Source organism: Rhodanobacter aciditrophus, assembly GCF_042679525.1.
In the GTDB taxonomy this organism is placed as follows: Bacteria; Pseudomonadota; Gammaproteobacteria; order Pseudomonadales; family Marinomonadaceae; genus Marinomonas; species Marinomonas aciditrophus.
In genome coordinates this window covers 265,925-279,633 of sequence record NZ_JBHTMN010000004.1, presented here as the reverse complement: position 1 = coordinate 279,633, position 13,709 = coordinate 265,925, and the positions used below count along the sequence as shown (strand labels likewise).

Genomic DNA, 13,709 nt, shown 5'->3' with positions numbered 1-13,709 from the left:
TTAACTTCCTTACAGTTAACCAGCCACAAAAAAAGCGCCCTAGAGGCGCTTTTTTAGATCTAAAACCCATTAGAACACTCGGTTAAAACCGTTTAATGCGGCGACACGGTAGGCTTCTGCCATGGTTGGATAGTTGAATGTTGTATTCAAGAAATACTTCAATGTATTCAACTCACCTGGCTGCTTCATAATCGCTTGTCCGATGTGGACAATCTCTGATGCTTGGTCACCAAAACAATGGATCCCTAGAATCTCAAGGGTCTCACGATGGAACAAAATCTTAAGCATACCGACCGCTTCCCCAGTAATTTGGGCACGTGCCGTGTTTTTGAAGAAGGCACGACCTACTTCATAAGGCACTTTTTCAGAGGTCAACTCAGCCTCGGTTTTACCGACAGATGAGATTTCTGGAATGGTATAAATCCCCGTTGGTACTTCTGAAATAAAATGACCACCTTCCAAGCCCAACATATTAGCCGCCACAGAACGACCTTGGTCGTATGCAGCACTTGCCAAGCTTGGCCAACCAATCACATCACCTGCTGCGTAAACGTTTTCAACTGCAGTTTGGTAGGTGTCATTTACAGCCAACTGACCACGAGAGTTGGTTTCTAGCCCGATATTTTCCAGCCCCAACCCATCTGTGTTACCAGAGCGCCCATTACAGAACAACAACGCATCAGCACGAAGCTTTTTACCAGAAGTTGTGTGCATGACAACACCACGGTCATTGGTTTCTACTGAGTCAAAAGTCTCATTATGACGAATCAAGATACCGCCATCACGAAGGTGATAACTTAACGCATCAGTGATCTCATCATCCAGGAAGCTTAGCAATTTCTTACCAGGGTTGATCAATTCAACACGCACACCCAAGCCACAGAAGATAGACGCATACTCACAACCGATAACACCTGCACCATAAATGATCAAAGAGCGAGGCGTATGACTTAAGGATAGAATGCTGTCAGAACAGTAAATACGAGGATGGGTAAAATCAATGTTTGCAGGACGGTAAGGACGAGAGCCCGTTGCAATCACGACCTTATCAGCCACCAACTCTTCTGGACCTTTCTCGTAGGTATTTACCTCAATGGTATTCGCATCCTTAAACTTACCGAGACCAAAATACACATCAATACGGTTGCGAGCGTAATACTCCGTACGACCCAGAACTTGCTTATCGATGACTCGGTTTGCACGATCCAGAACTTTAGGAAAAGAAAACCAACGAGGCTCACCAATATCACGGAACATAGGATTGGTGTTAAAGGCGATGATTTCTTTAACCGCATGACGCAATGCTTTAGAAGGGATTGTCCCTAGGTGGGTACAACTCCCCCCCACTCTTGGACTTGCTTCGATTACCGCAACTTTTTTACCGGCTTTCGCTGCGTTCATCGCAGCACCTTCTCCTGCAGGGCCAGTACCTAGCACCACGACATCATAATGCCTAGTCGTCATATGATCATTAACCTCGTTTATTTAGTTGCGTCGTAAAATTGGTCATCCGTAGAGACCTGAGCTCGAACTTTTTTAGTTTCTTTTTCGCACTTCCCTTTGTCGCCACCACAGATATCACAGGCTACTTCCATGCCCAATGCACTCATGCCACCACATGAGCCAGAAATCGGCTTACGTCCCATTAGGACACCAACAGCCATGGCAGTCACCACGGCGACCATGCATGCAAATACAATTAATACTGTCGTCATAATTACCTCTCTTGCCGTCTATTCTTGGATATACGGCGCAAATGCAGCGGAATACTGCTCAGTAAAACCAAAATCTTCTTTCACCAACATATACGCGGCGATGTCATGCTGCTCGGCGAATTCCAGACCAGCCTCTGGCCCCAACACTGTGATGGCCGTTGCTAGGCCATCAGCCCTAGTAGTGTTCGCATCTACCACCGTGACAGAAACCAATCTGTGAGTAATAGGTTTACCCGTTGTTGGATCGATTGTGTGGGAATAGCGCACACCATTTTTTTCAAAATAGTTGCGGTAATCTCCAGATGTAGCAATAGCTACATTGTCCGCTTCTATTACTCGTTGTGCAATGTTGTGGCCTCCAGCAGGGCTCTCAACCCCAATCTGCCAAGGTTCATCGCCTAATTTTGTGCCGGAAGCACGAATTTCGCCACCCACTTCAACTAGGAAATTGTTCACACCATTTTCTTTCAGTATTCGAGCAACTTCATCGACACCAAAGCCTTTAGCGATAGACGAGAGGTCCACATACACTTCAGCGGATTTCGATAATTCTTGACCTTCCAAACGCAAGTGAGAATAGCCTACACGTGATTGTGCTTGAGCAATTTCCTCGTCGCTTGGCACAGTATCTCTGTGCTTACCTGGCCCAAAGCCCCATAGGTTAACTAGAGGACCGACGGTCACATCGTATTTACCATTCGTAATACGACTGATCTTCAAAGCTTCGTCTACTACATACGCCAAGTCCTTCGAGACTTCTTCTGTTGATTGCGCAGGCAGTTTATTAAAAAGGGAAAGCTCTGAATTTGGATCGTATGTGGACATTAGCTTGTTCACTCGAACTAAGATTTCATCCACATCTGATTTTAATTCTTCACGACTTGCTACATCAGCCGCTGTGACATATTTAACGGTATAGGTTGTCCCCATAGTAGGGCCAGAAAAGCTCGTAAGCTCAGGAGTGAAGGATACCGCTTTATAAAGAATAGTCGCTAGGACAACAGCCACTAGAACCAGTAAAAATTTGTTTCGCATAAATCAACAAACACTCAGAGGAAGAAAAAACAAAGACCCACCGAGGTGGGTCTTTACTTCAGTCAATGCTAACCACCAAAGTCATCAAGAAGAATATTCTCTTTCTCGACACCTAGGTCTTCCAGCATTTTAATTACTGAGGCATTCATCATTGGAGGTCCACACATGTAGAACTCACAATCTTCAGGTGCTGGGTGATCTTTCAAGTAGTTTTCATACAGCACATTATGAATAAAGCCAGTCTTACCTTCCCAGTTATCTTCTGGTTGCGGATCAGACAGAGCCAAATGCCAAACGAAGTTCTCGTTCTCTTCTTGAAGCATATCGTACTCTTCTGTGTAGAAGGCTTCGCGCAAACTACGAGCACCGTACCAGAACGAAATCTTACGCTTAGAATTCAAACGCTTAAGCTGGTCGAAGATATGAGAGCGCATTGGCGCCATACCGGCACCACCACCGATGAAGACCATTTCTGCATCTGTGTCTTTGGCAAAGAACTCACCGAATGGACCATATACTTTAATTGTGTCGCCTGGTTTAAGGCTAAACACATAAGAAGACATCTGACCTGGTGGCACATCATCCTTACCTGGTGGCGGTGAAGCGATACGGATGTTGAATTTAACAACGCCCTTCTCTTCTGGGTAGTTCGCCATTGAGTAGGCACGGATAATGGTTTCATCAACCTTAGAAACAAATTTCCAAAGGTTAAAGTGATCCCAGTCACCACGGTACTCTTCTTGGATATCAAAGTCTTTGTAGTTCACAGTATGTGCTGGCGCTTCAAGCTGAACATAACCACCAGCACGGAAATCAACGTTTTCACCTTCAGGCAGGCGAAGCGTTAACTCTTTGATGAAGGTAGCAACGTTAGGGTTGGACTCAACAGTACAATCCCAAGCTTTTACACCGAACACTTCTTCAGGAACTTCAACGTCCATATCCTGCTTAACAGAAACCTGACAGGATAGACGGTAACCTTCTTTCTCATCACGACGGGTGAAGTGTGATTGCTCAGTAGACAACATAGAGCCGCCACCGCTTAGCACCTTACACTTACACTGGGCACAGGTACCACCGCCACCACAAGCTGACGATAAGAAAATACCACTGTTAGCTAGGGTTTGAAGTAACTTACCACCTGCTGGTGCTGTCACTTCTTTTTCCCCATTAATACGTATTGTCACATCACCGCTGCTCACCAAGCGAGCGCGCGCGAACAAAATGATCGCAACTAGCGCCAGCACGATGGCGGTAAACATCACAACACCTAGAATGATTTCTAAGTTCATGTTAGTTAAACCTTCTTCTTGGTTGTCCCAACTGTGCAGCGATTAAAGCTGCACACCAGAAAATGACATAAAGCCCAAGCTCATCAGACCAACGGTGATGAACGTAATACCCAAACCACGCAGACCTGCTGGCACATCTGAGTATTTAAGCTTTTCACGGATACCAGCTAGCGCAGCGATTGCCAATGCCCAACCGACACCAGCGCCTACGCCGTAAACCACACTTTCACTGAAATTGTAGTCACGCTCTACCATGAACAAAGACGCACCCATGATGGCACAGTTTACTGTGATCAAAGGCAAGAACACACCTAATGCACTGTATAGCGCTGGCATGTATTTATCTAACGTCATTTCCAAAATCTGAACCAATGCAGCGATAACGCCGATGTAGCTCAATAGCCCCAAGAAACTCAGGTCAACATTTGGTAGACCAGCCCAATCCAATGCACCTTCTTTTAGAAGGTTTTGGTACAACAAGTTGTTCACTGGAACCGTTACGGCCAGTACGACAACTACGGCAATACCAAGGCCAATGGCTGTTTCTACTTTCTTAGACAAAGCCAAGAAAGTACACATACCTAGGAAGAAGGCAAGCGCCATGTTTTCAACGAAAACAGCCTTAATAAATAGACTAATAAAGTGTTCCATTTAGAGTGCCTCCTGAGAACGAGAGTTAGCAACGATTTTATACTCTGGCTCTTCAACCTGCTCTTTCTTGTAGGCGCGTAATGCCCAGATCACAAGACCGATTACGAAGAAAGCACTTGGTGGAAGCAACATCAAACCGTTTGGCTGGTACCAGCCACCGTTTTGAACCGTTTCGAAAATTGTGACGCCGAACAACTTACCGGCACCTAACAACTCACGGAAGAACGCCACCACAATCAGCATCGCACTGTAGCCAAGACCGTTACCAATACCGTCTAAGAACGACATTGCAGGACCGTTTTTCATTGCGAAGGCTTCCGCACGACCCATAACGATACAGTTAGTAATGATCAGACCTACGAATACAGAAAGCTGCTTACTGATTTCAAAAGCAAAGGCTTTCAAAATCTGGTCTACCACAATTACCAAGGAGGCAATAATGATCATCTGTACGATGATACGAATGCTGCTTGGGATGTAGTTACGAATAATCGCAATAAAGAAGTTGGAAAATGCGGTTACAGCGATTACCGCCATAGACATTACCAAACTTACTTGCAAACTACTGGTTACCGCTAGCGCAGAACAGATACCTAGGATCTGAAGTGCGATCGGGTTATTAGCTAAAATCGGTCCAAAGAGAACCTTTTTCACATCAGACATGATTACACTCCTTCGCTACGCAGTTCTGCAAGGAAAGGACCGAACCCTTCGCTGCCCAACCAGTATTGAACTAGGTTTGTCACACCACGGCTTGTTAAAGTCGCACCTGAAAGGCCATCAATTTGGTGTTCTGCTTGTGGGTTGTTCCCATCAACAGAGCCTTTTACAAGATGAATTACAGCATTACCGTCTTCATCGTAAACTTCTTTACCTTCCCAAATCGCTTTCCAGTTAGGGTTATCCACTTCACCACCTAGCCCAGGTGTTTCACCTTGCTGGTAGAAGCCAAAACCTACAACTGTCGAGTAGTCTTGCTCAAGTGCCATAAAGCCGTACATGGTCGACCAAAGTCCGTAACCATGAACTGGAACAATAATGCGTGCTTTTGCGTCAGCGTCTTTCACTAAATAAACCGTTGCGAACTTCGCACGGCGCTTGATACTGGCTGGATCTTCATCACCAGATAAAGACGAAGATAACGCCGGATCTTTCGCAGCAGACTGCTGGTCGTAAGACGCGACAGTAACACCTGCTTCAGCCAACTCTTCGTCAGTAGCGAAACGGCCAGCTTCGATGTTTACCAAACGCTTTTCAACCGTTGCGAATACTTCATCAACGTCATCACCAGGATTCAGCATCTGAGCAGCCGCTAGAATGTTACGCTTACGATCAAGGTCACTGTTTGCCTTTTGAATCGGCTTTAGACCCACCGCAGCGGACGCAACGAATACAGAACACACCAAACACAGCGCTAGGGCTACGATGATGGTTTTTTGGATGCTATCGTTATTACTAGACATTGCGAGCAATCCTCCGCTTAATGTTTGCTTGCACTACGAAGTGGTCGATGAACGGCGCAAACAAGTTAGCGAATAGAATTGCTAACATCATACCTTCAGGGTATGCAGGGTTAACCACACGAATCAAGACAACCATCACACCAATCAAAGCACCGTAGAACCACTTACCGCGGTTTGTCATAGAGGCAGACACTGGATCGGTAGCCATGTACATCATACCGAATGCAAAGCCACCCATAACTAGATGCCAGTACCAAGGTGTTGCAAACATAGGATTGGTATCAGAACCAATAGCATTAAACAGCAAAGACGTTGCAACCATACCCAGCATCACACCAGCAACGATGCGCCACGCAGCGATTTTCATCACCAACAAAGCACCACCACCAATCAGGATTGCTAGGGTTGAAGTCTCACCCATAGAACCTTGTACTAGACCAAAGAATGCATCTGACCACGAAGACGAAATCGCTTCAGTACCACCCGCAGCCACTTGGCTAAGCATGGTTGCACCAGAGAAACCGTCAACAGCAGTCCAAACCGCATCACCAGACATAGAAGCTGGGTAAGCAAAGAACAAGAATGCACGGCCAGCAAGGGCTGGGTTAAGGAAGTTTTTACCTGTACCACCAAATACTTCTTTACCCAGAACAACACCAAAGGTGACACCTAGGGCAACCTGCCAAAGAGGAATAGTAGCCGGCAAAGACAGAGCAAACAGAATAGAGGTTACAAAGAAACCTTCGTTCACTTCGTGCTTACGCACTGCGGCGAACAGCACTTCCCAGAAACCACCCACCACGAAAATGGTCAGGTAAACTGGTAAGAAGTACAGGGCACCATAAATCATGTTGTCCCAAATACTGGTGACATCATAACCGGTAAGCGCACCGATAACGCCTTGACGCCAAGTATCAGCCGGAGCGATACCCATTGCATCCATAGCTGTGTTTGCTTGGAAACCGATGTTGTACATACCGAAGAACATTGCCGGGAATGTACACATCCAAACAAGAATCATGACACGCTTCATATCTACCGCGTCACGAACGTGAGAACCGCCTTTCGTTACACTACTTGGACGGTAGAAGATAGTATCTACCGCTTCGTAAAGCGCGTACCACTTCTCATATTTGCCGCCTGAATGAAACTCAGGCTCCATTTTATCTAGAATATTTCTAAGACCCATGGATTAACCCTCTTTCTCAATCGTTGTGAGACAGTCGCGTAGAATCGGGCCGTACTCAAACTTACCTGAACAAGCGTAGGTCATTAACGCTAGATCTTCTTCATCAAGTTCCAAAGCACCCAATTTTTGCGCTTGCTCTGTGTCGCCTACTACTAATGCACGCAGTAATTGAGTCGGAAGAATATCCAACGGCATCAAACGCTCAAAATGACCAAGCGGAAGCATGGTACGATCACTACCGTTTGTCGTTGTCGTCATGTTGAACGAGGATTTGCCCGTCAACTTAGAGATGAACACGTTAAGCACAGAGTGTTTTTCAACACCAGCACGTAAGTAGTGCATCATTTGACGCTCGCGACCCTCAGCAAGCACAACTACTTGAGAATGGTAACGACCAAGGTAAGCGTATGGACCAGTCGCCTTACGACCTGAAAGCACAGAACCAGAGATTATACGGTTATCGCCTTCCGCCAGTTCACCAGCGACCAATTGAGTTAGGTCCGCACCGACAACAGTGCGCAACAAACGAGGCTTAGTCACCTGAGGACCCGCTAGAGAAATCACGCGAGTAACATCTAGGGTACCTTTTACAAACAGTTCGCCGATTGCTACCACATCTTGGTAGTTAATAGACCAAACCGCCTTTTTATCGCTAACAGGGTTTAAGAAATGGATGTGTGTACCAGCCAAACCCGCAGGGTGTTTACCTGCAAACTCTTCTACTGTCACATCAGAAGTTGTTGGGATCTTGCTGTCCGGCGCCTTACAAAGGAAAACTTTCCCTTCGGTCAATCGCGTCAGCACAGTTAAACCGTCTGTGAAGGCTTCCGCTTTATCAGCCAAAACCACAGCTGGATCAGCTGCTAGAGGGTTGGTATCGATAGCCGTCACGAAGATGGCACTCGGAACAGCTTCTAACTCAGGCACCTTAGAAAAAGGGCGTGTACGCAAAGCCGTCCAAAGACCGGACTCAACAAGGTTTTCTACAACCTTATCGCGCTCAAGTGATTTCAACTCAGAGCCAGCGTATTTTGCGAATTCTACTGCTTCGTCGCCTTCTACTTCGATGACGACTGATTGCAGCATACGACGCTCACCACGATTAATCGCAGAGATCGTACCTGAGGCTGGGGCGGTGTACTTTACTCCTTCCGTCTTTTTATCCGTAAAGATAACCTGCCCTTTTTTGACCTTATCACCTTCCACGACCATCATGGTAGGTTTCATACCATGGTAATCAGGGCCGATGACCGCTACCGACTTCGCGGCTGGAGCACTATCAATAACTTGATTAGGTGCACCGCTAATCGGTAGATCTAGGCCTTTCGTAATTTTATACATATGTTCTGCCCAACAATATAATTGAACACCAAAGCGTACTTACGCTTGAGTCAGATCCCCTCCGGGAAAGCACTCCAACTCAAAGTTGCCGTTATCAGGCAACTTTATAGCGCAATCTCACTTCACCAAAAAACCGGAGTATTATAGTGATCATTGGCAACGTTGACTACTAGCGGACGCTTCCTTTACTAGGGAAGAATGTACAAAAGTAACAAAATAACAAGTATAAACGGGGTTTATCGCCTAACCCTCCGCTAAAATACGCGTAATTTTTCTACATTATTTTTATCTCTTTCATCCGTTTCACGCATTTTTCCGTACTAATAGCGCTATAAGTTGCCTCAATCTTGGTTACACGACACAATAATGCTCACCTGAGCCTATCGAAATGATAAGGAATCTAGACATGCCTAATGACGTTGCTCAAATCCAAATCAAAGACCTTCGTCTTCGCACCTACATTGGCTTCAACGACGATGAAAAAGCCAACAAGCAAGATGTCGTTATTAATGCACTGATTGAGTACCCTGCTGAGCAAGCTTGCCTTACCGACGAAGTATTAGATGCCGTTAACTACAAAACCATCTGCAAAGATTTAATAAAGCACGTTGAAAGCAATCGTTTCTTACTTCTTGAACGACTAACATCTGAACTATTAGAGATTTGTTTGGCTCCTGGGCCTGTGACCTTCGCTCAAGTGGAAGTAGATAAACCTCACGCTCTACGCTTCGCCGATTCGGTTTCCTTTAGACTTGCTAAACACAAACACTGATTTAACCTCGACAATGACAACATCTACTGACCGACTTAACTTTTCTGCCGGATTTAAGAACCATCTAGAGAGCCTTAATCTTAGTCACAAGGCCAAGCTCATCATGGACATGGCAGGTCAACATCAGCGCCCTATGTTATACATGGCTGCTAGCGCCACTGAGCTAATCACTCTTGAAGAGAATCTGAGGTTTTTTAACCATCAAGACTTACCTGTTTTGCGTTTCTCAGATTGGGAAACTCTCCCTTATGACAGTTTTTCTCCTCATCAAGACATCATCTCGGACCGCCTCGATACCTTAGCGAAAATCCGTGATCTCAAGTCTGGCATCATTCTTACCACCACAGCTTCAGCCCTAACGCGCATCTGCCCTTTAGAGCACATCGATGCCCAACGTTTCGATTTGACCGTTGATCAAATCCTAGAACAAAAAACCTTAATAGACCGCCTTACGAATGGAGGCTATTTAAACGTCGAAACCGTCAACACACATGGTGAATTCGCCGTACGTGGCGCCATCATGGATATTTTCCCTATGGGTGTTGAGAACCCTATTCGGGTAGAGTGGTTTGATAATGAGGTGGAATCCATTCGTTGGTTTGATGTGGACAGCCAGCGCACCATAGAAAAGGTCAATCAGATCAAAATCCTCCCTGCACGGGAGATCTCAACCACTAAAAATGGCATCACTCATTTCCGTAAGCGATTTAGAGAGCGCTTTGATATTGATCCACTAAGCAGCCCTATCTACCAAGACGTCACAGAAGGCATTATTCCAGGGGGTATCGAGTATTACCTTCCGTTATTTTTTGAACACACCGCCACCCTGTTTGACTATCTAACGGATCAAACCCTGATTCTCCGCAACGAGCAAATTAATGCCTACGTGGGCGCCACGCTGCTTGATTATAAAACCCGTCATGAATCTCTGGCCTATGACATTCAAAAACCCATACTCAAGCCAGAGGAGCTTTGCCTAAGTGAAGACGAATTTTTCGGACATTTAAAACAACACCCAGGCATTCAGTTTAATGACATCCCAGGGGACGCAAGTCATCTAGCCTTACCACCACTGGCTGCGGAACAACAAGGATCAGCCGCTTTCGATAAGCTGAGTGACTTCTTAAATCAAGCCAACATACCCACCCTAATCGTGGCTGAGTCCGCAGGCCGCCGAGAGGCATTACTGGATCTCTTATCAAGCGCGAAGATCAAGCCCAAAGTATTAGAAAGCTGGTCTCAGTTTTTAACCGAACAACCCAGTCTCGCCATCACAGACGGCATGCTTTCCAATGGCTTTGTAGACGACAGTAATCTGGCCTTGATTGCCGAAAGTGATCTATTAGGTGAACGAGTCACCCAGAGCCGTCGCCGCAAGGCCTCCAGCATCGATGAAGACGCCATCATCCGCAACCTGACAGAGCTTAGAGTCGGCGCTCCAGTGGTACATATAGACCACGGGGTAGGACGCTATTTAGGATTGACCAATCTCTCTATCGATGGCCAAGAAACCGAGCTACTGACCTTAGGGTATGCCAACGACGCCAAGCTTTATGTGCCGGTCTCCTCACTACAGCTTATCTCACGCTACGCTGGGTCAGACGAGGAACACGCACCGCTACACAAACTTGGCACTGAAAAGTGGAGCGTTGCGAAACAACGGGCTGCCGAAAAGGCACGGGACACGGCGGCTGAGCTACTAGAGATCTACGCTAAGCGGGAATCCAAATCAGGCCACGCTTTCGACAAACCAGACGAAGCTTACCGACAGTTCTCCGCGGGCTTTCCATTTGAAGAAACACCAGATCAACAACTGGCCATTGATGCAGTTGTTCGTGATATGTCAGCGCCAAAGGCCATGGACAGATTGGTCTGTGGTGATGTGGGGTTTGGTAAAACTGAAGTGGCCATGCGCGCGGCCTTCTTAGCCGTACAAGGGGGAAAACAGGTGGCGGTACTTGTCCCAACTACCCTACTCGCCCAGCAGCATTATGATAACTTCTGTGATCGTTTTGCGGATTGGCCAGTTCAAGTGGAGTTACTTTCTCGCTTCCGCTCAGGAAAACAGACCACCGCTGCCGTACAACGCATCGAGGAAGGCAAAGCAGACATTGTCGTCGGCACCCACAAACTGATCCAAGGGGACATCAATTTCGCCAATCTTGGTTTGGTGATCATTGATGAAGAACACCGTTTTGGTGTGAAACAAAAAGATCAATTTAAAGCACTGCGTGCCGAGGTGGACATACTGACATTGACCGCAACGCCGATTCCACGGACATTAAATATGTCACTGAGCGGCATTCGAGATCTATCGATCATTGCCACACCTCCGGCAAAACGCCTGTCAGTTAAGACCTTTATTAAAAAACGTGACAGCCATCAGATTCGGGAAGCCATTTTGCGAGAGCTGTATCGTGGTGGCCAGGTATACTTTCTTCATAACGAAGTTCAGACCATCGACAAAACCGCTGAATCCCTTAAAGAATTGGTACCGGAAGCCCGCGTAATCGTTGGCCACGGGCAAATGCGTGAGCGCGAGCTAGAGCAAGTCATGTCAGACTTCTATCATAAACGCGCCAATGTCCTAGTGTGTTCAACCATTATAGAAACGGGGATAGACGTCCCTAACGCCAACACCATCATTATTGAACGGGCCGATAAGTTTGGCCTGGCGCAATTACACCAATTGCGGGGTCGTGTGGGACGTTCACACCATCAAGCTTACGCCTACTTGCTAACCCCAGATGATCGTAAGATTACCCCGGACGCAGAAAAACGACTGGATGCTATTTCCATGGCAGACACTCTTGGTGCAGGCTTCACCCTTGCCACCCACGACTTAGAAATTCGCGGTACGGGTGAGCTATTAGGAGAAGGCCAAAGTGGTCACATCGAGCACGTAGGCTTCTCTTTGTTTATGGATATGCTAGATCGGGCTGTTAAATCCCTTAAAAATGGGGAATCCCCTGATGTAGACATCTCCTCACCAGCTCAAACTGAGATCAACCTGCGAGTCCCGGCTTTAATACCTGAGGACTATTTGGGGGATGTTCACACACGTTTGATCCTCTATAAGCGCATAGCAAGTGCTGCCAATGATAGCGAATTAAAAGAACTTCAAGTGGAGATGATTGACCGCTTTGGCCTATTGCCTGACGCTACCAAAAACTTATTCCGTCAAACTGCTTTGAAATTTAAAGCGGAACAACTTGGTATCAATAAGATCGAAGCCAATCAGAATGAAGGCAAAATTTTCTTCAAGTCCAACACGCCAGTGGACCCTATGAAGCTGATCACACTCATTCAAACAAAACCTGATCGTTTTAAATTATCTGGCTCGGATACACTGCGTTTTATTGTTAACATGCCAAATGCAGATGAACGATTCACCCAAACACTCAAAACATTGGAACAATTACATTGAAAGCCTTTTCATATTTAGCAGCAGGACTGCTGCTAGGCAGCCTCTCTTTACCCGCTAATGCTGTCGATTTAGATTCCATCGATCCGGATAAAGCTCGTGCTTACGAAGCCTATGTCATGACATTTCTTTGGCCGGAGAACATGAGCTCTGAGCGCATCGATTACGAAAACGTGCTGAGCCTAGCAGGGATACCTGTATTCGAATCAGGGCAAGAAACCAACACAGCGAGCACAGAAACAAGTTTTGCCGCAGATATTGAGCCACTCAAGGCGCCATTCGATGAGTTTTTAAACACTTTCAAGCGTCGCACACAACTTCTAAGCAACGAGCGTTGGACCTTAATTTTCCCAGAAACAGGCGCTACATTATCAAGAGAGTTTCATAGTGAAACCGTGATTGATGGTTATGCCGAGTTCGTTGCTCATGTGGATTTCACGCTTAACCGCTACCTTGAAAGCGATTTATCCTATGAGCACTACTTGTTTGATACGTTCACCACTGTAAAAACAAAGGAAAATCAACCAGCAATCACCACAGACGGTCCACGGGTCACCCTAGAACAAACTCAAGCTCCAGAAACCATGGTTCAAAAACACATAGAACCTGCCATGGTATTGAAGCTCAACTTCTTAAACAAAACGCCTAGCAAAAAACTTAATTACATTGATCACCCAACCATTGGCACTCTGATTTACTTTGAGCCATTGGAGCTAGAAGACGCTATGGAGCGGGTTTCAATGGAGCAGTTCATGGACACACCAAATTAACCTTAGGTGGCAATAAAAAATCCCCGGCATGCCGGGGATTTTTTATGATTAGTCATC

At 46.2% G+C, this 13,709-nt stretch carries 12 protein-coding genes; 3 read left to right on the top strand and 9 right to left on the bottom strand.

Annotation, left to right across the window (positions count from 1 at the left end; genetic code table 11):
* Positions 1 to 69 precede the first annotated feature (69 nt).
* The 9 genes from sthA to ACFQ45_RS04025 form a co-directional block, all read right to left on the bottom strand.
* Positions 70 to 1,464 carry a Si-specific NAD(P)(+) transhydrogenase gene (gene sthA, locus ACFQ45_RS04065; protein WP_377365589.1) on the bottom strand — a complete coding sequence of 465 codons (1,395 nt, stop codon included), beginning with the start codon at positions 1,462 to 1,464 and terminating at the stop codon, positions 70 to 72.
* A gap of 17 nt (positions 1,465 to 1,481) precedes the next feature.
* Positions 1,482 to 1,715 carry a (Na+)-NQR maturation NqrM gene (nqrM, locus tag ACFQ45_RS04060; RefSeq protein WP_377365587.1) on the bottom strand — a complete coding sequence of 78 codons (234 nt, stop codon included), beginning with the start codon at positions 1,713 to 1,715 and terminating at the stop codon, positions 1,482 to 1,484.
* A gap of 18 nt (positions 1,716 to 1,733) precedes the next feature.
* Entirely contained in the window at positions 1,734 to 2,750 is a 1,017-nt protein-coding gene (locus ACFQ45_RS04055) for an FAD:protein FMN transferase (protein WP_377365585.1), read from the bottom strand.
* Between the two features lie 68 nt (positions 2,751 to 2,818).
* Entirely contained in the window at positions 2,819 to 4,042 is a 1,224-nt protein-coding gene (gene nqrF, locus ACFQ45_RS04050; protein WP_377365583.1) for an NADH:ubiquinone reductase (Na(+)-transporting) subunit F, read from the bottom strand.
* 42 nt (positions 4,043 to 4,084) lie between these two features.
* Complete coding sequence (gene nqrE / locus ACFQ45_RS04045) at positions 4,085 to 4,693, bottom strand: NADH:ubiquinone reductase (Na(+)-transporting) subunit E (protein ID WP_377365581.1); 609 nt, start codon at positions 4,691 to 4,693, stop codon at positions 4,085 to 4,087.
* Positions 4,694 to 5,356, bottom strand: a complete 663-nt coding sequence (locus tag ACFQ45_RS04040) for an NADH:ubiquinone reductase (Na(+)-transporting) subunit D (protein WP_377365579.1) — start codon at positions 5,354 to 5,356, stop codon at positions 4,694 to 4,696.
* Between the two features lie 2 nt (positions 5,357 to 5,358).
* Positions 5,359 to 6,156: a Na(+)-translocating NADH-quinone reductase subunit C gene (locus tag ACFQ45_RS04035; RefSeq protein ID WP_377365578.1), complete on the bottom strand. Its 798-nt coding sequence runs from the start codon at positions 6,154 to 6,156 to the stop codon at positions 5,359 to 5,361.
* On the bottom strand, positions 6,149 to 7,345 hold the full coding sequence (locus ACFQ45_RS04030) for an NADH:ubiquinone reductase (Na(+)-transporting) subunit B (protein WP_377365576.1): 1,197 nt from the start codon (positions 7,343 to 7,345) through the stop codon (positions 6,149 to 6,151). Before ACFQ45_RS04030 ends, ACFQ45_RS04035 begins: the two co-directional genes overlap by 8 nt.
* A gap of 3 nt (positions 7,346 to 7,348) precedes the next feature.
* A complete protein-coding gene (locus ACFQ45_RS04025) occupies positions 7,349 to 8,686 on the bottom strand; it encodes a Na(+)-translocating NADH-quinone reductase subunit A (RefSeq protein WP_377365574.1) in 1,338 nt (445 codons plus the stop codon).
* A 406-nt stretch (positions 8,687 to 9,092) separates the two neighbouring features.
* Between ACFQ45_RS04025 and folX the strand changes: the two genes are divergently transcribed.
* The 3 genes from folX to ACFQ45_RS04010 are packed head-to-tail and all read left to right on the top strand — an operon-like array spanning position 9,093 to position 13,652.
* Positions 9,093 to 9,458, top strand: coding sequence for a dihydroneopterin triphosphate 2'-epimerase (folX, locus tag ACFQ45_RS04020; RefSeq protein WP_377365572.1), 366 nt, complete (start codon positions 9,093 to 9,095; stop codon positions 9,456 to 9,458).
* Positions 9,459 to 9,471: 13 nt separating this feature from the next.
* The gene (mfd, locus tag ACFQ45_RS04015) at positions 9,472 to 12,885 is read left to right on the top strand and encodes a transcription-repair coupling factor (RefSeq protein ID WP_377365570.1); all 3,414 of its coding nucleotides are present in this window, start codon (positions 9,472 to 9,474) and stop codon (positions 12,883 to 12,885) included.
* Positions 12,882 to 13,652 (top strand): hypothetical protein, encoded by a 771-nt coding sequence (locus ACFQ45_RS04010; protein ID WP_377365568.1) that lies wholly within the window; start codon positions 12,882 to 12,884, stop codon positions 13,650 to 13,652. Before mfd ends, ACFQ45_RS04010 begins: the two co-directional genes overlap by 4 nt.
* Positions 13,653 to 13,709 lie beyond the last annotated feature (57 nt).